Source organism: Enterococcus sp. E5-162, assembly GCF_035725965.1.
GTDB lineage: Bacteria > Bacillota > Bacilli > Lactobacillales > Enterococcaceae > Enterococcus_B > Enterococcus_B lactis.
In genome coordinates this window covers 120,056-140,307 of the sequence record NZ_JAPRFV010000003.1, presented here as the reverse complement: position 1 = coordinate 140,307, position 20,252 = coordinate 120,056, and the positions used below count along the sequence as shown (strand labels likewise).

General features: G+C 37.1%; 27 protein-coding genes, 1 tRNA gene and 1 pseudogene. 10 read left to right on the top strand and 19 right to left on the bottom strand.

The genetic code is table 11. The features are described from left to right. Positions 1-23: 23 nt before the first annotated feature. The 7 genes and pseudogenes from OZZ83_RS04315 to OZZ83_RS04285 form a co-directional block, all read right to left on the bottom strand. Entirely contained in the window at positions 24-440 is a 417-nt protein-coding gene (locus OZZ83_RS04315; RefSeq protein ID WP_278023508.1) for an ArpU family phage packaging/lysis transcriptional regulator, read from the bottom strand. A gap of 76 nt (positions 441-516) precedes the next feature. Next, positions 517-813 carry a hypothetical protein gene (locus OZZ83_RS04310; RefSeq protein ID WP_002318884.1) on the bottom strand — a complete coding sequence of 99 codons (297 nt, stop codon included), beginning with the start codon at positions 811-813 and terminating at the stop codon, positions 517-519. Next, positions 810-1,019 (bottom strand): hypothetical protein, encoded by a 210-nt coding sequence (locus tag OZZ83_RS04305; protein WP_278023473.1) that lies wholly within the window; start codon positions 1,017-1,019, stop codon positions 810-812. Before OZZ83_RS04305 ends, OZZ83_RS04310 begins: the two co-directional genes overlap by 4 nt. Further along, positions 1,016-1,213 carry a toxin PIN gene (locus OZZ83_RS04300; RefSeq protein WP_278023472.1) on the bottom strand — a complete coding sequence of 66 codons (198 nt, stop codon included), beginning with the start codon at positions 1,211-1,213 and terminating at the stop codon, positions 1,016-1,018. The genes OZZ83_RS04305 and OZZ83_RS04300 overlap by 4 nt, the downstream gene beginning before the upstream one ends. Before the next feature lie 13 nt (positions 1,214-1,226). Next, entirely contained in the window at positions 1,227-1,757 is a 531-nt protein-coding gene (locus OZZ83_RS04295) for a DNA methyltransferase (RefSeq protein ID WP_278023471.1), read from the bottom strand. Further along, positions 1,754-1,855 (bottom strand): annotated as a pseudogene (locus OZZ83_RS04290) (DUF771 domain-containing protein); the annotation flags it as partial. The gene OZZ83_RS04295 and the pseudogene OZZ83_RS04290, both read right to left, overlap by 4 nt. Positions 1,856-1,867: 12 nt before the next feature. Then, the gene (locus OZZ83_RS04285; RefSeq protein ID WP_278023470.1) at positions 1,868-2,053 is read right to left on the bottom strand and encodes a helix-turn-helix domain-containing protein; all 186 of its coding nucleotides are present in this window, start codon (positions 2,051-2,053) and stop codon (positions 1,868-1,870) included. A 302-nt stretch (positions 2,054-2,355) separates the two neighbouring features. Here OZZ83_RS04285 and OZZ83_RS04280 point away from each other — a divergent pair, with 302 nt between their 5' ends. The 6 genes from OZZ83_RS04280 to OZZ83_RS04255 all read left to right on the top strand — a co-directional run bounded on the left by OZZ83_RS04280 (position 2,356) and on the right by OZZ83_RS04255 (position 6,398). Then, positions 2,356-2,730 (top strand): helix-turn-helix domain-containing protein, encoded by a 375-nt coding sequence (locus OZZ83_RS04280; RefSeq protein ID WP_002315392.1) that lies wholly within the window; start codon positions 2,356-2,358, stop codon positions 2,728-2,730. 4 nt (positions 2,731-2,734) lie between these two features. After that, entirely contained in the window at positions 2,735-3,163 is a 429-nt protein-coding gene (locus OZZ83_RS04275) for an ImmA/IrrE family metallo-endopeptidase (protein ID WP_025479613.1), read from the top strand. 49 nt (positions 3,164-3,212) lie between these two features. Next, complete coding sequence (locus tag OZZ83_RS04270; protein ID WP_278023469.1) at positions 3,213-3,881, top strand: hypothetical protein; 669 nt, start codon at positions 3,213-3,215, stop codon at positions 3,879-3,881. Positions 3,882-4,018: 137 nt separating this feature from the next. Then, the gene (locus OZZ83_RS04265; RefSeq protein WP_278023468.1) at positions 4,019-4,480 is read left to right on the top strand and encodes a DUF4429 domain-containing protein; all 462 of its coding nucleotides are present in this window, start codon (positions 4,019-4,021) and stop codon (positions 4,478-4,480) included. A 33-nt stretch (positions 4,481-4,513) separates the two neighbouring features. Beyond that, on the top strand, positions 4,514-5,149 hold the full coding sequence (locus OZZ83_RS04260; protein WP_278023467.1) for a DUF3221 domain-containing protein: 636 nt from the start codon (positions 4,514-4,516) through the stop codon (positions 5,147-5,149). Positions 5,150-5,258: 109 nt separating this feature from the next. Next, the gene (locus OZZ83_RS04255; protein ID WP_278023466.1) at positions 5,259-6,398 is read left to right on the top strand and encodes a site-specific integrase; all 1,140 of its coding nucleotides are present in this window, start codon (positions 5,259-5,261) and stop codon (positions 6,396-6,398) included. A gap of 68 nt (positions 6,399-6,466) precedes the next feature. On the opposite strand, the gene OZZ83_RS04250 is transcribed toward OZZ83_RS04255, so the two are convergent. Further along, positions 6,467-6,540, bottom strand: a tRNA-Arg gene (locus OZZ83_RS04250). A 153-nt stretch (positions 6,541-6,693) separates the two neighbouring features. Here OZZ83_RS04250 and OZZ83_RS04245 point away from each other — a divergent pair. Continuing rightward, complete coding sequence (locus tag OZZ83_RS04245) at positions 6,694-6,858, top strand: hypothetical protein (protein ID WP_002286676.1); 165 nt, start codon at positions 6,694-6,696, stop codon at positions 6,856-6,858. Between the two features lie 70 nt (positions 6,859-6,928). Here the strand turns inward: OZZ83_RS04245 and OZZ83_RS04240 are convergent, their stop codons facing one another. The 11 genes from OZZ83_RS04240 to sfsA form a co-directional block, all read right to left on the bottom strand. After that, positions 6,929-8,110, bottom strand: coding sequence for a GNAT family N-acetyltransferase (locus OZZ83_RS04240; RefSeq protein WP_002292899.1), 1,182 nt, complete (start codon positions 8,108-8,110; stop codon positions 6,929-6,931). Between the two features lie 123 nt (positions 8,111-8,233). Beyond that, entirely contained in the window at positions 8,234-8,647 is a 414-nt protein-coding gene (locus OZZ83_RS04235) for a DUF3284 domain-containing protein (RefSeq protein WP_002292900.1), read from the bottom strand. Next, positions 8,647-8,829, bottom strand: coding sequence for a DUF3188 domain-containing protein (locus OZZ83_RS04230; protein ID WP_002286596.1), 183 nt, complete (start codon positions 8,827-8,829; stop codon positions 8,647-8,649). The genes OZZ83_RS04235 and OZZ83_RS04230 overlap by 1 nt, the downstream gene beginning before the upstream one ends. Positions 8,830-8,860: 31 nt before the next feature. After that, positions 8,861-9,082, bottom strand: coding sequence for a hypothetical protein (locus tag OZZ83_RS04225; protein WP_002292901.1), 222 nt, complete (start codon positions 9,080-9,082; stop codon positions 8,861-8,863). Positions 9,083-9,151: 69 nt separating this feature from the next. Then, positions 9,152-10,612, bottom strand: a complete 1,461-nt coding sequence (locus tag OZZ83_RS04220; RefSeq protein WP_278023465.1) for a PTS sugar transporter subunit IIC — start codon at positions 10,610-10,612, stop codon at positions 9,152-9,154. 106 nt (positions 10,613-10,718) lie between these two features. Then, positions 10,719-11,039, bottom strand: a complete 321-nt coding sequence (locus tag OZZ83_RS04215) for a PTS lactose/cellobiose transporter subunit IIA (RefSeq protein ID WP_002286604.1) — start codon at positions 11,037-11,039, stop codon at positions 10,719-10,721. Between the two features lie 28 nt (positions 11,040-11,067). Beyond that, a complete protein-coding gene (locus tag OZZ83_RS04210) occupies positions 11,068-11,385 on the bottom strand; it encodes a PTS sugar transporter subunit IIB (RefSeq protein ID WP_002286606.1) in 318 nt (105 codons plus the stop codon). A gap of 150 nt (positions 11,386-11,535) precedes the next feature. Next, the gene (locus OZZ83_RS04205) at positions 11,536-14,238 is read right to left on the bottom strand and encodes a sigma 54-interacting transcriptional regulator (RefSeq protein ID WP_002291837.1); all 2,703 of its coding nucleotides are present in this window, start codon (positions 14,236-14,238) and stop codon (positions 11,536-11,538) included. Between the two features lie 62 nt (positions 14,239-14,300). Next, on the bottom strand, positions 14,301-15,578 hold the full coding sequence (locus OZZ83_RS04200) for a DEAD/DEAH box helicase (RefSeq protein WP_002291838.1): 1,278 nt from the start codon (positions 15,576-15,578) through the stop codon (positions 14,301-14,303). Continuing rightward, positions 15,578-16,591: a Gfo/Idh/MocA family protein gene (locus tag OZZ83_RS04195; RefSeq protein WP_065772830.1), complete on the bottom strand. Its 1,014-nt coding sequence runs from the start codon at positions 16,589-16,591 to the stop codon at positions 15,578-15,580. Before OZZ83_RS04195 ends, OZZ83_RS04200 begins: the two co-directional genes overlap by 1 nt. Positions 16,592-16,606: 15 nt before the next feature. Next, positions 16,607-17,335: a DNA/RNA nuclease SfsA gene (gene sfsA / locus OZZ83_RS04190; RefSeq protein WP_073490214.1), complete on the bottom strand. Its 729-nt coding sequence runs from the start codon at positions 17,333-17,335 to the stop codon at positions 16,607-16,609. A gap of 164 nt (positions 17,336-17,499) precedes the next feature. On the opposite strand from sfsA, the gene OZZ83_RS04185 reads away from it, so the two are divergent. From OZZ83_RS04185 to zwf, 3 genes are all read left to right on the top strand, one after another. Beyond that, positions 17,500-17,841: a DUF4828 domain-containing protein gene (locus OZZ83_RS04185; RefSeq protein ID WP_002291841.1), complete on the top strand. Its 342-nt coding sequence runs from the start codon at positions 17,500-17,502 to the stop codon at positions 17,839-17,841. Between the two features lie 175 nt (positions 17,842-18,016). Beyond that, positions 18,017-18,664, top strand: a complete 648-nt coding sequence (locus OZZ83_RS04180; protein ID WP_002286616.1) for a metal-dependent transcriptional regulator — start codon at positions 18,017-18,019, stop codon at positions 18,662-18,664. Between the two features lie 14 nt (positions 18,665-18,678). Next, positions 18,679-20,205, top strand: a complete 1,527-nt coding sequence (gene zwf / locus OZZ83_RS04175) for a glucose-6-phosphate dehydrogenase (protein WP_002291842.1) — start codon at positions 18,679-18,681, stop codon at positions 20,203-20,205. The last annotated feature ends 47 nt before the right edge of the window (positions 20,206-20,252 follow it).

Sequence of the window (20,252 nt, the reverse complement as noted above, 5' to 3'; positions counted from 1 at the left end):
ATCCCTACAAAAACCCTACAAAATCAGCGATACTCAATCAATGAGCCTTTTTTGTATGCTTCCGCAAATTCAATCAATGCGATGGATTTCAGTTTCTCCACGTTCTTCTCTCCGTATCCCTGAATTAATTGGCCTATTTCATAGTTAGAGTGCTTGTCTACATCACAGAAGCTGTAATAGAGTATCTGACGGCTAATTAGACTAAGAGCCATCAAGGCTGCTAGAATTGCATCTCTTTCAGCTTCTATGTCCATCATCTGGATCAATGCATCCTCTGCCTTATTGCCGTGTTTCGGCGTTCTAGGCATATCTGTAATGATCGGCGATTTAATATCTATCAAAGAGCGACCTGCCATCCGCTCCAAACGCCGAAAGTTTTTCAGCACGTCTCTTGCATTGCATCTTGTCTGTTTGAAATCCACTTCTTTAAGTAATTGCATCAAGTCAAACCGCTCCTTTTATGTGATATAATAAACTTGTCTATTTTATTAAATTAGTCGGAGCGATCCGGCTTTTTTATTTGTCATTGATTAGTTCAATATCCACCAATCTCACCACTGCTAAATTCTCTTTACTTTTCGCTAACCACTTGTCGCATTCCATCGTGTTTTCAATACGAATGATTGCTGAGTGATTATAGACATGCTCTACATATCCACGAAATGGATAGATGAACCCTTCTGCTTCACAGCGAACCATGTCACCGACTTTGAATTTTGGTTTCTTACGTGTTTTAGGGTTCTTTGTCGGCATGTCTAGCATCAAACCACCAATACCATGACTACTAGCGTAAAATCCGTCTTTTAGTTTCATCTTTCTACCTCCTCATGATCGACAGTGACCAGTTCATATACTTGCGTTAATCCACCAAGTCGTCGTGAAACTTGGTTAGCTTCTTCGAGATTATCAAACCATCTTGCACTTTGGAGTATGTCTACAATGGATAATGTGTTAGCCCCTATAGAACGTTCATCACTTCTGTAAAATCGATTTCCAAACTTTACTACATAAATCTTCATTCTGTATCCTCCCATTTAATATCTAGTATCGAAATTTCAAACTTTCGAATAGCCTCACTCGCATCAGCAACACACTGACTTAAAACTTTATATACTTCTTCTGCTGAAACTCCATATCCTCTTTCAAACTTTGTCTTTAGTACATTCAGTTCCTGTTTTCTTAGTTTTGTTATTCTGCGGTGTCTGTTGTTCATTCTGATTCCTCCCTCACATCACTTGTAACTGATCCTCTAATTGTTCAAATATTGCTGCTACTAATTTCAATGGAATATTTGATCTCTGATTATATGCTCCGCCTTTTCTATCAAGTTTGCCAAATTCCACTTCATTTCTAATCTTTTGCTTCTTTAAATCCAATTGGATATTACTTTTAAATTTTGTTGCTTTACTAATTGGATAGTCATAATTGTTGTAGTAAGTCAGATTATCAAAAGGGATGTGAAATCCTAACACGCGTTCAATATATTCCCATATCCGACTGCTTGCCGGATTTTCGATCACGTAAATTCTAGGCTGATACCTCTTAATTATCTGAATGGTATTAAATGTGCAAAGCTCTCCATTAATACGATTTATCAAAGATTTTTCCGGCTTAAACTGATATCCGCTGTAATCTTCATAGTCTCTTACCGTAAATCTGGATAACGGAATCTGCGGCTCAAATAATCCATCGCCTTGCTCTTGTTTCCAAGAAGCATTACCGCCTTTCATGGCGCTAGCTACGGACCATGATTCCATCTACCAGTATCATCAGCTTTTTTTAACTCCTCATAATCCACTTGGGAGATAATTACATAGCCTTCTGGAATTGGGATTTTTGCTTCTAGATATTGCATCAGCTGTTCCTCCTATTTAATACCTAATATTTTTTTTACAGTTTCTATGTGCTCTCGAGCTTTTTTACCATCACGATTGCCGTTTAGAATATCTGATAAATAAGCTCCTGAAATACCAACAAGCGCAGCTAGTTCTTTGAAAGTCATTCTTCTTTTTCTCATCTCCGCTCGAATTTTTAAGTCTAAATTCTCAGACATAAAAATAGCTCCTTTCTAAAAAATAATTTGTAAGCTAAAAAATTAGCTAAATCGTTGACACCTATTAGCTTTTAAGCTATTATGAATACATAGTTAAATAAAACATATAAAAAGCCTCTAAAATAACATTTCTAAGTTTGGCGACCGAGAGAATGTTTTAAATTAGTAGAGTTTTTTGTTGCTCTTATTTAGCTAACAATTTAGCTTACGAATTAAATATACTAGCTTAAAAGCTAATTGTCAACCAAAAATATAACTTTTAAGCTATTTATTTTCTTTTCAGCTTCGAAAGGTTGATAATAATGAGTTTAGTTACTAAGATTAAAGAATTAGCAGACGAAAAGCATGTGACTATAGCAGAAGTAGAAAGACAGGTGGGCATCTCTAATGGACAAATAAGAAGATGGGATAAAGCCTCGCCAAAATCTGAGAACTTAAAGAAAGTTGCTGATTATTTTGGTGTCACAACTGATTATTTATTGGGAAATAATAATGTTCCCAAATGGGCTACAAAAGAGGAAGTGGTTGAACTTGATAAACTACTAGACTCAAATGTTAATATGTCTTATGGTGGGGAAACATTGACACCCGAACAAATACAGCGCGTAAAAGATATCCTGATAGCGACTTTCTGGGATATTGTGAAAGAAGACAAAGAAAAAGGCAAAAAGATGTGAGCTTATGGAGATGGATACGATTAATTTAGTCGAGGAGTTGAAGCGGAAATACCAATCCGCTAATCCTTTTTATATTTGTGAAAAGATGGGCATTAAAATTCAATACGTTCCTTTTATCGAGAATCCCAAGGGGCAGTTTCAAGAAATTAGAGATCGTGCGATAATCTTTTTAAATGATGAACTGCGAGACTCTGAGGAAAGATTCTACATTTGCGCTCACGAATTAGGTCACGCTATTTTTCATCGTGGCTTATCCAGTTACTATGTATCAACAAGAACATCTAGAAGCAAATCTGAAAGCGAAGCTAATTGCTTTGCTGCTAATCTCATTGTTTCTCTTTATAAAGAAGATAATGATCAATATCCTAAAAAAATCGATGAATTAAAGAATCTTTACGGACTTCCAGAAAGCGCTTATCGTTTTCTTATATAAAAAAGCCCGTGTTAGCACACATATTACAACGAGAAAGAGGAATTATAAAATGAAAAAAGTTAGCGTTATGTTGTTGTTAAGTACTGCTCTGCTACTTTCAGCTTGTTCAAATAATAACAAAGCTGAATCAACAGATGCCACTTCTAACCAAGAAACAAAAGTAAGTAAAACAAAAGTAAGTAAAACAAAAGAAGCAACTGAAACCAGTTCCTCTACTAGCAAATCTACATCTAAGACAGATTCTAGTTCAACAGTTACAAGCTCCAACCAAGCTACGGCGGAACCTAGCCCAACAGCTATAAGCTCCAGTCAGGATACAATCCAAACCGCACCTCAAGAAGAAACATATGAACAGATGAAACAACGCACTTTACAGTCAACTCCAGCTGATCGTGCAAATTGGTCCAACAAAGAGTGGGAAGCTTTCGGTGTGGCCCTTTATGAAAATGGATTGACTACAGATGATGCTGGCAATATTATCAGTCAAGATCAGAAAGAACAACAAGCAGCATCTCAACAAAATCCAGAAGACCAACAAACACGCGCTCAGCAAGACGCTGACACTTTATCACTTACTGATTTTGTTAACAAATACGGGATGTCGCCTGTTGCATGGAAAGTACAGAATGGAATGTCTGAAGAAGAAGCATTGCGTACAACACAGCAAAAGACTTCCGGTGAAGTTCAATTAGGATTTTCTAAATACGGAATTCAATAATATATTTTTATGCCCTACTATTTTGCCTATAATCTCTAAAAAAATTATAAAGAAAAAAGCCCGTGCTGCAACACGGACTCTTTCCTCATATATGAGCTTCTACAAAAAAATCATATCATAGAAATGAGGAAGAAAAAATGGAAAAAGAGATTTTAATAAAATCTCCAGGAAAGACCTTGATCAAAGTAACTGATGATTCTATTTCAATTATTAGAAAAGGATTCATAAATTTAGTTAATCAAGGTATTAAAGGAGAAAAAACTATTCCCTTTAAAAATATATCAGCAGTACAATTAAAAAAACCAGGTATGAGCAATGGTTATATACAATTTACTCTGCTGGGTGGAAACGAAAATCGTGGAGGAATATTAGCAGCCACGAAAGATGAAAACACCATTATGTTTACAAAAAAATATTGGAATGAAATGGAAAATTTAAAAAAATATATAGAGAAGCAACAATCTATCTTAGATAATAATTCCAAAGAAACACAAATTTCAAGTGCGGATGAAATTAAAAAGTATAAAGAGTTGTTGGATGAAGGTATTATTAATCAGGACGAATTTGATTTTAAGAAAAAAGAACTGCTTGGTTTGTAATATTAACTATCAAAAGAAAAGGATGTTTTATTAATGGACGGTATATTCGGTTTTACTGGTATTGTTTTATTTTTTATAGGTTTAATCATGTTGATTGTAAGATTTATCAAAAAAACAAATAAGAAAACACCTATGATTCTCCTTATTATCGGGATTATTTTTACTGCCGTAGGTTTCTCACTTTCCTCATCAAACGAGGCAAATGACAATAACAAACAGGAAAGCTCATCATCTGAGACTCAAACTACTACATCTAACAGCAGCAATAAAAGCCTAACTCAATTTGAAGAATTTTTAAAGGCAAATAATCATGACTGGGGTGCTTTCTTAGATAGTTATTATTCTATTACTCCAGCTACTGAGCAAAATACAGCTTTTACTAAATATATTAGTGGTAAAACATATACTTTTGAAGGAACTGTTATCGAATCAATGACTACTAGAATAGCCATTATAGCAGACAAAGAGTACGATGATAAAAGTTGGAGTGATATTTCTACAACACCTAAAGTTTCATATGTAATTTTTGCTAAGGACGTAAACAATGCTGATACCTTTACAAAAGGCGATAAAGTAACTTTTACAGGAGAAATTAGTTCAAGAGGATCGAACATAGAAAAATCATATGCTCAATGGGATATGATTAATAGTAAAGTAAGTAAAAAATAATAAAACACGCCCCACCGACCAAAGCGAGCGTGTTCTAAGAAAAAACAAACCTATACAGTAGGCTTCTTTATAGTGCCTATTGTATCAGAGAAAGAGAGTAGATTCAATTATGGCAAGATTAGTCAAACGTGGAAATAGTTGGCAATACGAAATTTCATACAAAAAAGATGACGGAAAATACACGAAGATAAGAAAATCAGGATTTAAGACAAAAGGCGAAGCAAAAGATGCCGCCAACGAATTAGAATATAACTTGAACAAAGGCCTTAAAGGGGATCGCAAAAATCTATTATTATCAGATTACTTTGAGGATTGGATGCAACTTTATAAAGAAGGAACAGTATCTCCTATCACTTATAGAAAATACGAAGATACGTTAATGAACATAAAGAAATATATGCCAGCGGTATTGATTTCTGATTTAGATAGAGTTGGATATCAACGCTTTTTAAATAAGTATGCGAAAGACCATGTAAAATCCACCGTTATTAAGTTTAATAACCATATTAGAGCATCGTTGAAAGATGCCGTAGAAGAAGGATTAATTCCGTTTGATCCAACTAGAAAAGCAGTAATCAAAGGAAAAGATTCATCGAAGCCAAAAGAAGATAAATATTTAGATTATGATCAATTTAAATCTTTAATGAAACTCGTAGAAGAAAACCTTTCTGCACAGTACTCTTCTCCTATGCTCGTGTTAGTTGCTGGTGCTACTGGAATGCGATTTGCTGAACTTCTAGGATTAACATGGGAAGATATCGATTTCGAAGATCAAATCATCACTATTAATAAAACATGGAATTATAAATTAAATGAATGGGGAAAAACAAAAAACGAGACTTCAAATCGGAAAATTTCAATTGATAAACATACGATTGATCTCTTAAAAAAGTTTAAAATCAATCAAAAAGAATTATTCGAGAATTTTGAAGTTAAAAACCCTCATAATTTTGTTTTTTTCAACTTAAAAAATGGATTAGTTTCATCAAACGCCGTCAGCAAATATTTGCGCAAAAAATTAAAAGAATTAGGGATTGAAAAGCAATTTACTTTGCATGGACTAAGGCATACACATGCATCTATTTTACTTTATCAAGGAGTAAATATACTTAGCGTATCGAAACGTTTAGGACATAGCAGTTTAGAAACCACAATGTCTACTTACCTTCATATTGTTCGAGAGCTTGAAGATCAGGATAAAGAAAAAATCAATGCTGTGTTCGATAGTTTATATAAAAATGATAACTAGTTTGGCACATTTTTGGCACAAATATAAAATAAACCCCAGTACCGCAAAGGATACAGGGGTTATTTGTACGTTCCTGACTGGAATCGAACCAGCGACCTATCGCTTAGGAGGCGATTGCTCTATCCTACTGAGCTACAGGAACAATTTCAATAAATCAATTGTAGCTTGTTTGTTTTTTACTTGCAAGCTTATCTGCTAAAAAAATCAGCTTGTAGGTTAGGCAAAACGTTTCCACTAGCTCTTAACAGATGATAAACTAGGAGTAGAATGAAATAATACAGGGAGGTTCTTTCCAATGAATGATAAGCCAAAAGAAAAAGTATATGCCGAACGCTTAGATTCATCTAAAAAAAATCGGGAAAAGATCACGAAAGAAGCAATCCAAGACCACAAAAAAGAAAACCCTAAAACAAAAGAAAACAAAAAATTCAAATTTACGAAAAAAGAGGATTTACTTTAATATTTTCCTTCAAATGTCAAACGAAAAATAAACGGGTGGTGACAAAAATATTGTCATCACCCGTTTTTTATCAAAAATAGTCATTAAGGATTGGCTGTTGCTGTGGCAAGATCGAACTTAACATTTCTTCATATTCTTTTGCCACCTGTATCCTCTCTTGGAATACCAGCTCTTCAACTTTACGATATCCTAATAATAGCTGTGTGATATGTTGGATACTTCCGCGAACGATCGGTAACGCCGTTTGTTCTACTTTTGAGAGATGGTTTTTTCCATTTTTAATCGTTACTTCCACGATTCCTTCATTCCATTTTGCATACTGATCTTCTTCTATCTGAAGAGCAAAGGCAGCTTGTTTCTTTCTAAATGGATATTTTTCCAAAAACAAAGAAATATCCACGATCCTCGCCATCATATAAGGTGTGATCGTTACAGAAGCAAATGGATTTGCTAATAGATAATTTTGATCATTGCCACCGTAGCCACATGAATATTCAAATGTTTCAAAAGCACCGTTATGGGAACTTACAAAGCGGACAAGGCTGCAAAAGGCATCATGATTCAAAAATCCCCATTCCACAATAATAAAGGAAGACGCTGCAAGCTGGTAAACGACATAGCCCATTGCTTCCCCAGTATCATCAAAATACAAAGCAAACTGGTAATTACCTTTTTGCTTGAATTTATACGTATACCACCAGTCTTCGCGCTTCAGACCAGCTCGTTGATTTTCAGGCATCTGTTCATAAATTCGTTTGATAGCAGCTTTTGCATCTTCGAAATTCATACGCTTCATCTTGCCAGATTTCTTTTTGGTAAAAGGCACGTCACGACTGTTTAGTTGATAACTGATTTTATCAAACGATTGTTCATAGCCATAGCGCCGATAGAAGGGATAGGAGAAGGGCGCCAGATAAGATAAGCTTACTTTACGATAACGGCAATCTTCAAGAATCTTTTCCATGATCTGATTGATTCCGCCTTGTCCCCTTGCTTCAGGATAAGAAGCAACATAGCCAATACCGGCCATTAAATACTCTTGTCCGTAAAAATTCACTGGGAAAGGAGTCGCCATGACTTGACTTGTTAGCCGATCCTCCTCATCAAAAAAACCGTAATTCCAGGAATTCTCCGCAAGTGTACGAAAACGTTCTCTCCTTTCAGGTGTATCTGCCCCATTAAATGCATATGTGGCTAAAGCAAACATTTCCTCAATCGAAGATCCCCCTAGCTCTCTTACTTGTTTTGTCATTTTGCTGCCCCTTCCTACAAAAAAGCTAGTGAGGAATCTCAGGAAAGACTTTGCTTCCTCTGAAAAATCTCTTCTAGCTTACTTCATTTTTCAATAACTAAATAGTACCATTTTTTCAATGGTTTAATACGTTGCTTCGATCATCTCTAGCATTTTTTTGAAACGTCTCCGCTTAAAGTACATCAAGATCGTTCCTAAAAGCATATCATTCAACTTTTGAAGCATGCCGTAAGACTCCATTTTTTCTGTGTAATGAATCTCACAGGTCGAATCGTCTACTGGTTTGATTTGATAATGAACAACGAATTCATTCTTCGTTGTCGATGTACGAAACTTATAAGACTGGTTTTCAATGACTTCTTCGATTTTTATACGAGCCCGGTTATTTTGCGAGAATTGTTTGACGTACTCCAAATTTTTCAGCTGTTTTCTGGTCACTGATTTGCCGGTCGCTTTACGTACATCGAAAAGAACAGAATCCATAACTTTATCGTAAAAAAACGACGCTGGAATATTTAATTTTTTTGTGATTTCCATTAGTTATTTTTCTCCTTTGCTTCTTCTCTTTTTTTCCCCTTCATGAAGAAGTAGATTCCTAATCCTGTTAGGAAAAGACCCGTGACCATACTATACAAATCATACCTTTGCGAATGTGGATTCAAACTATACAACACGATCAAAGAACCAATACTACATAAAAATAAACCGTTTTTTATCATATCAACCATCCTATCTTTTTGAACCATTTTCTTAAACAGCTGTTGACTGAAAATAAAGGACTGTTCCCCAAGGCTGTGCTTTGATTAGTTCCTTTGCTTTTTTAGCCGCAGCTTCCGGATCTTCTGCACTTGTCTCAAAGAACATTTTGATTCCTTGTTTTTCTTTAAACGTAAATGTCATTCCTTCTTCATTGTATCCTTCTAACAATTCTTTGATTGCATCTTGTTGCATTGCACTGGCAATTGAAATCATTTTTCAGTTCCTCCTCGAAAATTCATTATGAGGAACGAAACTTAAAGCGTCCCGCTCCTCAGATTCATCTTATTGTTGTTCGCCTGCGGCAGGGTCCATTTTGTTTGCAGAAATGACAAACGGTGCCCAAATCAAGAAAGTCACGACCATACATACCAATGTTATGATTGGTGCTCGCCAATCCGCTCCTGTTGCTAAGAATGACAATAAGAACGGCGGTACTACCCATGTAACTTGTTGCGATACTGGTGCTACAAGTCCAAAGTAAGTTGCTAACCAACCGATAGCTGTCGCAACTACTGGAGCAATCAAGAATGGGATGAACATGATGGCATTCAATACGATCGGCAGACCAAACATCACTGGCTCGTTGATATTGAAAATACCAGGTCCAATGGATAATTTAGCTACTGTTAAATAATCCGCTCGTTTAGAAAAAATCAAGATAGCTATCAGTAAGACGATCGTTCCACCTGATCCGCCAAACCATGCAAAAGCATCGAACGATCCACGGACCCACATATAAGCTTTTCCATCTTCGATTGCATCTAACACGGCTGGTGTACCAGTTTTTCCGTTATAACCTTTTTGGAAAATATCAATATTGATTAGTTGTGCTTGTCCCCAGATTCCCTCTAGCACTGGTGCCAATACATTTGGCCCATGAATACCAAAGAACCAGAATACTTGAACAAACACTGTGACGATCAATACTGCTCCCAACCCTTGAGATAATCCTAGGAATGGTTCTGCAATATATTTTTGCACCAAATCAATGATTAGTTGCCCATCAGCTACACGACCTACGATATAATTGATAATAGCAATGACATATAAAGCGATCGTAGCTGGTAAAATGGCTGCAAATGCTTTAGATACTGCTGGTGGTACTGAATCAGGCATTTTGATCGTAATGTTAGCAAGCATCAATTTACAAAAAATAATGACTGAAATTGCTCCCATGATCATAACTGTAAAATAAGCGTTTCCATTCAAATGATCTAGTTTTAGCCAACCCCATAATCCAACTGACAGTGTACCATCTGCAATCGTTGCACCAATCTCAGAACTATTGATTGCATCTGCGACATTTGAAGGGACATTCACATCTAATGCTGCTGATAATGCTGGACCAAAGGAAATACCTTGAATCAAGGTAGCTAGACCAACGATTCCCCCAGCTAGATCATTTACTCCATAAGCTCGGGCAAGATTATACCCCCAAGAAAAGGCAAAGATCAATCCGGCGATTGCTAGTGTACCGTTCCAGACAAAACCATTGATTCCGATGATGACATTCAATACGGCAAAGATTCCTTTGTCTGCTGCTAAACTGTCAGCGTAGGTACTGTTAAACTGTTGCGGTAAATCTCGAATAATTGCATTGATCATTACAGCGACTGATCCCGCCATTGTTGCGGGCAGTGTGCCGATAAAAGCATCACGCAAAGCAACTAAATGTTTTTGCGCTCCGATTTTTGCGGCAACTGGCAGGATGTATTTCTCCATCCAACTTGTTAGTCCGTTCATTTTTTACTTCCTCCTATAAGTTTTTATATAAAGAGAGTTCTCTTTATAACAAAATAAAAAATCCGTTCAAAAATTTTTCTTCTTCCGTTCAAAAAAGAAGTTGTATTTATTCGCTGTATACGCGACGATAAAGTTCGATGATTTCTTTTGCTAAATCAGTAAACGCAATAGACGTCATTAAATGATCTTGACTATGAACAGTCAATAACGTCACTTGCATATGATTTCCTTGTGCTTCTTGTGTCAACATATCTGTTTGTGCATGATGTGCTTGTATAAGTGATTCTTCTGCATCAGCGATTTTTCTATCCGCTAACTCGAAATCACCGATTTTAGCAGCCGCAATCGCTTCCATTGCGTCGCTCTTTGCATTACCGCCAAACATGATTAGTCCCATGATGGCTTCTAGATTTTGCTGATCTTCCACGTTGTTATCCCCCAACTACATACTTGATTTATTTCATTAGATTTTCTGCCTGTGCAAGTACTTTTTCTCCATTCATCATGCCATAGTCTTGCATATTGATAACATCTAACGGAATACCTTTAGGCGCAAGTTTTTGTTCGAATTGAGCTTTCATGAAACGTACTTGAGGACCTAATAATAAAACATCGACATTCTTAGATTCTAAATTATTATCTGCATCTGAGGCAGAGACAGCAAAAATATCGGCTTCCATTCCTTTTTCTTCTGCTGCTTTTTGCATTTTTGTGACCAATAAACTCGTACTCATCCCTGCTGAACAAACTAACATAATTGTTTTTTTTGCCATTTTTAACACTCCTTTTATTTTTTTACACTTTTATATAATGCAAGAAGCATGCCAAGAAAAAAAGAGCTAAAATAGCGTTTTCATGCTTTTTAGCTCTTTTATATAGTGCGCACACTGATATTCAGTGTGTAAACAGTATGATTAGTGTGTTTATTTTTTTATTTTGTTTTCAAGAAACATTTGTGTAAGAAACGCGATATCATCTTCTGAAATTTTTACCTGATATTTTCGTTCCAGTGCCATCAAATTTGCTCGAACGATATCCATTTCCAAACGGTAAATTTTTGAGAAAATAGATAGTTTCTCAAATTGCCGATGCGATTCTTTTTTGATCAATCCGTCTAGCATGAAGGCTAAATGGATGACAATTCCAGTATCTACTCCTGGTTCTACGATAATCGACAAATCTGTCTGGATCTGCTGAACTGTTTTTTGCAATGAGCGGATCAATTCATCAATAGAAAAGACATCACTTAATGATCCTGAAAGCGAATCAACAATTTTAGCTGTTGGGACCTCATCATCAGCTATACGCTTCAAAACATTCAATTTTTCATCATCAAAAACGTCATAGGCAGAAAAAAATGGGATATTTTGATAATCAACGTCAACCGTTCCTGCAATTGCTTTGATTTCATATTCTTCCAATAAGGCATCAATGTGTTTTTTGAATGATTCGCGTTCTAAAAACTGCATCTGGATCAGTTCTACTTTGTTTTGATTAATCACCGGCATAATCCGTTGATACAATTTGGCAGCTACTCCCTCACCAGTAAAACATGTCACGATGACGGCTTTTTTACGCTGTAAAGTTTCAGCTTTTTCCGCTTTGAACTGATCACGTACGATTGATTCAAAGGAGAGCTGAATATTTTGATAAATGTCTTCTAAGCTTCTTCCAACACTTGCCATCCGTATCGCTTCTATCACAATCATCGTACTTGTCATTGTGATTGCTTTCGTCCGAATGCCAGTCTCTTCATAAATCAAATCACTGAAGGTGTTTAATGATCCCATATCTGTTAACAAAAGCAGTCCATTCGTCAAATGCCCCTGATAATTTTTGACATATTGTAGTACCTCTTCATACATTGTTTGAACTTCCATAACCAATGGCATATTAAAAGCTTTTCCTACTTTTGTTCCTAATAGTTCTTGCGCCATCTCCAACATACTTGAAGCGGTCTGTCTGCCGTGCATCAGTACGAGAACATCTACTTTGTTTTCTTTAACAGGCTCACTTTCTCCTAAGTTGATAGAAAGAAACATACTGATAAAGCCAATTTCATCAAAAGGAATCTCGACTTGTTCTTCTTCTTCAATGATTGTCGAAAGATCGATTGCTACCTGGAATTCCTTCTTAAAATTTTTTCGTACGTTATTCAAATCTGGATGGACAATCATATGTCCTTCTCTCACACGATCCAATGTACTTTGCAAATGCAAAGCAAAAGCAAAACGAGCTTTTTCATTATAAATACGGTCTAACCGTTTTTCAGCTACATCATACAATTGATTGGTTAGCCGCCAGATCTCATCTGGTAAAAGATCTTTTGGGATTGAACTTTTAGTCAATTCTTTGACATATGTCTGAAAATAAGCATCCACATCTTTTGAAATGAGCGTCTCCAAATCGATGTTCTCCACACCGGTTTCAGAAAGAGAAGTAACTTTTTCCTCAATATCGTTGTAGACTTGCATGTTTCTTTCTGGATCTTGTGACCAGACGACATCAGCAAATCCTGGTTCAAATGTCAAATACTGGCTCTTACTGTCCATGAATCGGTCGAGGCGTTCTGGTATTTCTTTGATTTTCAGTAGTCCTTTTTGTACTTGAAGGGAAAGTTCTTCTTTTCGAATGATCAGTTTTTTCTCATGATGCGTTCGGTAATGTAAAAAAGATTTTGCACAGACTAATTTCAAGTCTCGTTTCACTTGACCGATATTCCCTTCCGCATCATAAAGCATAAAGGCAAGAATCGCTTCTTTTTCGATATCGATACGTTGATTTAAACGGTTCGCTTCTTGTTTGATGAAAAGAGAGATGATCTCATAACGCTCATCCAGTGAACGCGAAGCAAGGTTTGGCAAGGTGATAGCCATAGGGATCCGTCGGTTGAAGGTAGTCAAGAAGCTTTCTGAAGATTCAGTCGTTGCCCCAATAATCTGAACTGATGCTTCATGTACTTGTGCACTTTCTCCAAGTGGACGATAGATACCTTTATCGATGAAAGTAAACAGCATTTCCTGCCCTTCCGGTGGTAAACGGTGGATCTCATCTAAAAACAATATACCGCCGTCTGCTTTGGCGATTAGACCAGGACTATCTTGCGCTGCTCCTGTGTAAGCCCCTTTTTTGATCCCAAAGATGTGTCCAAAGAGCAGTTGGGGATTTTGAGCATAATCCGCACAATTGAAAGAAACAAATGGCGCATCGGCTGAAAGCATTTCAGATTCGATTGCAAAATGATACATACATTCCGCAAACATTGACTTCCCTGTACCAGTTTCTCCAAAAATAATGGTATGTAGCCCCCGCGGCGGATAAAGAATCGCTGCTTTTGCCTGCTGTATACTGACTTTTAAAGAATCATTTTCTCCAACGAGCGTTTCAAAAGTCACTTGCGTAGAAGAGTCGACATGTACTTCATCAGATTTTGATTTTTCCGTTGGCAAGGAGTAAACGACTGGTCGGCCAGCGGTTTTTACAATATGATGAGCCTTATACAGTTCGCTTAAATATCGGCTTGCATTGCTTCGATCAATATTCAAGCGCTCAGCTACATCACTTGCTGTCAATCCTTGTTGGTTTTCTGTCAATAGATGCAAAATCTCTTCTTGACGTTCTTTCACATAATCCCTCCTCTGGCAACCAATTTTGTTCCCGTTTTCATAATCATAGCATAAAAAGGCGCTTATTTGCGCCTTGCTCCTTTATTTCTCTCTTTTTTTGATTTATTTTTAACTTTTTTTCTTGATTTGTTTTTGTTATGCTCTGGATTTTGTTCTTTCCCAGGAAAAGATTTCTTATACTTGTTATTCGCTGCGGTAGCTACATCTTCTTTGATTGGTTGATCCGTTTGTAACTTTCCTCCGTGCAGAAAAATCTCTTCAAGTGTTATGTTTGTCGGACGTAAAAGTCGTTTCAAATCTCTTAAATTGTTATCTTGTACGAGTGTGATCACTGTTCCTTCATTGCCCATTCGTCCAGTTCTTCCAGAACGATGCAAGTAAGCTTCTTCACTTAACGGCACTTCTGCATTCACGACATAAGGAAGTCCTGTAATATCTAAACCTCTAGCCGCCACATCTGTGGTCAAAAGTGCGCTGATCTTTTTCTTTTTGAATTGTTCCAACGCCGCTTTTCGGAGCAGCTTGTTTTGATCAGAGGCCAGGCTTCCTACAGGTACCCCTCTATACAGCAATTTTTCTTCCATCACACCTAATTCAGTCAGTTGATTAAAGAAAATCAGACCTTGAAAATCTTCTATGTGAGTGAGACGTCTTAGATATTCATCTTTCTTTCGTATTGGCACTCGTAAAAAGTAATGTCTCAAGCCTTTTCGAGAATCATCTTCTGCTGTCACGTCGATCGTCTCAAACGTTTTCCCAGTGATTTTTTCAATGCTTTCAAGGGAACGATCTGCTGTTGCTGAAAAAAAGGCTAGCTGATATTCTGTCGGAGCTTGATGAAGAATCTGATCAATGATTTGGCTGTTCCCCGCATCAAATAGCTGGTCTGCTTCATCAAATACCATTGTTTTCACTTGATGTGCTTTTATTTTTTTAGCTTTCATCAATTCCAATATTCTTCCTGGTGTACCAATCAAGATTTCTGGTTTTTTCTTCAAACCTTCAATTTGTCGTTTAACGTTTGCTCCGCCCACCAAAGATTGGACTTTCAATTCTTTGTCTTTTCCCCATTCACGTGCAACATCTGCTACTTGAATAGCTAGTTCTTGAGAAGATGCAAAGATAACCAACGCACTTGCTTCACCTGGTTCCACGTTTAGTAGTAACGGCCAAAGATAAGCCAGTGTTTTACCTGAACCTGTTGGAGAGATGGCTACTATGCTTTGTTTATTGCTTAATGGCTGAAAAACTGCCTGTTGAATAAGAGAAGGTGTAATAAATCCTTTATTCTCATAATTTTTCTGCCAATTTTCGGGAAATACTTGTACAAATTCGTTCATTAAAAATCTTCCTCATTATCTGCATCGAATTTGATGCCACCATTTTTTCTTAAATCATAAATCACTTGGTTCACATTTCTAGCCAGCTCGATCCACTCTTCATACAATAATCCCCAAGCTGCATCTTTCGGATGAGTTATGACATTGGCAAAATCCTCTGCTTCATCTGCCATTGGATTTTCTGCAGCTGTTACTGCTAAGTCAATGATTTCTTCGTGTACCCGATCATGAAACTCTGCTTGTTCGATTGCATTGACGCCATTCATCACTAGCGTTCCTGAGTCAAAATAGATCTCTGATGGCAGATAAGAATCACCGATTTTACCTGGTTGGATCGATACATCGAAAGTATCATAACGCAAGATTCCCCATCCAAGACCATCCACACCAGTAGAAATCTTTCTTGGGAAATAATGGACTTCTTTTGGCATTCCAAACCAAGCGACAGTTGCATACACAAGGTAAACACCTAAATCCATCAATGCACCACCTGAGAAATGAGTCGAGAAGATATTTGGTTCTTCTCCATCTAATACTTGGTCATAACGCGAAGAATATTTCATATAGCTGAAATTTGCACCGATTATCTCGTCTTTTAATGGTAAGTAATCGGCAATCTTTTTAAAACCTGATTCATGGATATTTCTTGCTGCTTCAAAAAAATACACATTGTGTTCATTTGCCAAATGGATGATTTCATCCATTTCTTTTGGCGTCGAAAAAGCTGGCTTTTCCACTATCACATTTTTACCTGCCAAAATTGCTTGCTTAGCCTGACTAAAATGAAGACTATTTGGAGAAGCTATATAAACAGTGTCCATATGAGCAATATTGAAAAAAGTCTTCAAATCTGTTGCAAATTCGATATCCCCTTCATAATGAGAACCAAATTCCTGTGCTTTTTCCAAATGTCTAGAATATACCGCTGTCAATTCATATTTTTTTGTGCTCAAAGCTGCTTGGACAAATTGATGAGTGATCCAATTTGTTCCAATAATACCTAAGTTGATCATTTTTTTACCTTCTTTCTATTGTATAGGATCTTCAAACGGGATAGCTACATCAAACGGGATAGCCTGCTTGACAGTTACCTCATCTGCCGTTACTTGACAATTATAGGCGAGGATTTGAACACCACTTTGCTGCGCATGTCGAACCATATCAGCTAGTGCTGGTTGCATTTCTTCATGGATCGTTGCGAAATGAAGATGTTCGAATTGAGCAATAAACAAGACATAAGCGGCATAACCATCTTGTGCGGCATACGCTAATTCTCCAACATGCTTCAATCCTCTGAGGGTAGGCGCATCAGGAAAAGCACCAATTGCTTTATTTTCAAGCGTCATACCTTTGACTTCAACAAATGCTTTTTGTCCGGCCGCCGTCTCCAAATAAATATCAAATTTGGAGTGAAGATAAGTTACTTCACGCTTGTATGTTGTAAATGGACCAATTAATCCTGGTAAAAGGATCGTACCGTCTAAAATACCGTCAGTTGCCAACTGATTAGGCAATTGACTATCGATATTGAACCAATCACCCTTCTTTTTTACAGCAATCAGATCATAGTCGGTTTTCCGTTTAGGTCCAGGAGCAAATACAATAGCCACTTCAGCGCCTGGTATCAGGACCTCTTTTCCCCTACCTGTATTTTTGACATGCGCGATAATTATTTCTCCGTCTTTTTTCATACAATGTGCAATAAACCGATTCGGACGGTCAATAAAAAAAGCTGTTTCAACTTGCTGATACTTCAAATTCTGTCACCTGTCTTCCTACTATGTATCCTATCATAATTTGTGGAAAAACAGTAAAAAAACCAGTCGAAAGTCTTAGAGAAATTTTAGTTTTTATTCGGTACAATGAAATAAAGAAGGAAGAATGTTTCTATACGATGATTTTCTCATAAAGGAGTGATTTGGTGATAAAAAAAATGATCTATTTTCTTGGTTCACTCGTTGCCGTTCTCTCAAGTTGGATTTACTTGAAAAAGAAAAAACAAGCGGAAAAATCTGAGAGACTCTCGAGGTATCAAGGTACATGGTTCTTCAGTGATAGCCAGCAAAAACAACAATTACAGATTACATCTGATTACACGTTTTTGATCAACGGTCAGTCACTTGGCACATCTGTAGTAGAAATAGATGAACAGCGTTTAGTCGTACGTGATCAATATGGTTTTTATCTTATCTTTTCTTATCCCGAACAAACTCTTTATGATGAATCTGCAGATGTCTCGTATAAGCTGACATCTGAAAAATAGACACCTCCCAATATATATCTATTTAAACGAAAGTATGAGTCTTCTTTCTCATCTTTCGTTTTTTGTTGTAAAAACGTCCAAAAATCCTTTGTTTTTTATTTAGAAAAATAGTCAATTAACGTTTTTTTTGTTACACTTACTAATGATGGTTTTTACCATGAAAGGATGATCGAATATGACACCAAATCGAGAAGATTATTTGAAAATCATTTTAGAACTAGGCGGAGATACAACGAAAGTCAACAATAAACAAATCGTATCTAGCCTGGATGTCTCGGCTGCATCTGTCAGTGAAATGATTTCTAAACTTGTGAAAGAAGAGCTTGTAGAACATTCCCCTTATCAAGGTGTACAATTGACTGCAAGCGGGCTGCAAAAAGCTAGCAGTTTAATTCGCAAACATCGTTTATGGGAAGTTTTTTTAGTTGAACATTTAGACTATAGCTGGAATGAAGTCCACGATGATGCTGAAGTATTGGAACATGTGACTTCGGAACATCTTGCAGATCATTTAGAAAACTATTTGAATCATCCTGAACATTGTCCTCATGGAGGATCGATTCCTAAAAAAGAGGAAGTCGTCCATGAAGAACGCCGGCAAACACTAGAATCCTATCCTGTCGGTACAAAAGTGCGTATTGCACGAGTGCTTGATGAAAAAGAATTGTTGGATTACTTAGTCACAATTGACCTGAATATCAACGAAGAGTACGAGATCGTTGACATCGCAGCTTATGAAGGACCAATCACTATCCAAAATGATAGAAAGAAAATACCCGTCAGCTTCAAGGCGGCCAGCACGATTTTTGTCGATAAAATATAAAGGAGTGTATCTACATGTCTAATGAAAAAAATGTATTGTTTACGATATTCGGCGGCACAGGTGACCTAGCCCAACGTAAATTGTACCCGTCTTTGTTCCGCCTTTACAGAAAAGGAAATTTAGGCGAGCATTTTGCCGTGATTGGGACCGCTCGCCGTCCTTGGAGCGATGAACACTATCGTGAAGTTGTCAAAGAAACGATTCGTGCATTGAATCCTTCTGATGAAGAAGCAACTACTTTTGCTAGTCATTTTTACTACCAATCCCATGATGTAAATGATTCAACACATTATCAAACATTAAAAGAATTGTCTGACCGATTAGATGGACACTATCAGTTAAACGGCAATCGCGTCTATTATTTGGCCATGGCACCTCAATTTTTCGGAACGATCGTTTCTCATTTAAAATCACAAAACATTATGACAAAAAATGGCTTCAATCGTTTGATTATAGAAAAACCGTTTGGATCGGATTACCAGTCTGCTTTCGAATTGAATCAGCAAATCAGAGAAGTATTCCCAGAGCAAGATATTTTCAGAATCGATCATTATTTAGGGAAAGAAATGATCCAAAACATTTCAGCTATCCGTTTTGCCAATAATATTTTTGAGGCTCAATGGAATAATCGTTATATCGATAATATCCAAATCACTTTTGGTGAAAACCTTGGCGTAGAAGATCGCGGGGGCTACTACGATCACAGTGGCGCACTGAAAGACATGGTGCAAAATCATATTCTGCAAGTTGTAGCATTACTTGCAATGGAACCACCAGTAGCATTTTCCGAAAAAGAAATCCGTACAGAAAAGATTAAAGCATTGAAAGCAATCCGCATCTACAACGAAGAAGAAGTGTTAGAAAACTTCGTTCGTGGACAATATGCTCAAGGTGAATTAGATGGCGTACAATTCAAAGGTTATCGAGAAGAAGACAAAGTGGATGCTCAATCAGAGACCGAAACCTTCGTCGCAGGAAAATTCACTATCGACAACTTCCGTTGGTCTGGTGTTCCCTTCTATGTGCGTACAGGCAAACGTTTGACTGAAAAAGGTACTCGGATCAATATCGTATTCAAACAGGTTCCTGTTAATGTATTCAAAACATCTGTCGATGAACCATGTGACGATACGACACTCCCACCGAATGTTCTAACGATCTATATCCAGCCAACTGAAGGATTTTCTTTATCCCTGAATGGAAAAGAAGTAGGTCAAGGGTTTGAAACGGAACCAATCAAATTAGAATTTCGAAATAGTGCAGAAATGGTTGAAAATAGCCCAGAAGCTTACGAAAAATTACTGCTAGATGCGTTGAATGGTGATGGAACGAATTTCTCTCATTGGGAAGAAGTCGCTCAATCTTGGCATATCGTGGATGTCATTCGTAAAGCTTGGGACCAAACACAACCGGACTTTCCAAACTACAAAGCCGGATCAATGGGGCCTAAAGCAGCTTTCGAACTACTTGAAAAAGATGGATTCGAATGGATCTGGCAACCAGATAACTGGTATCGCGAACGTGGGAAATTAATCGATTGATAACAAAAGGGGTTGTGACAAAAAACATGTCACAACCCCTTTTCCAT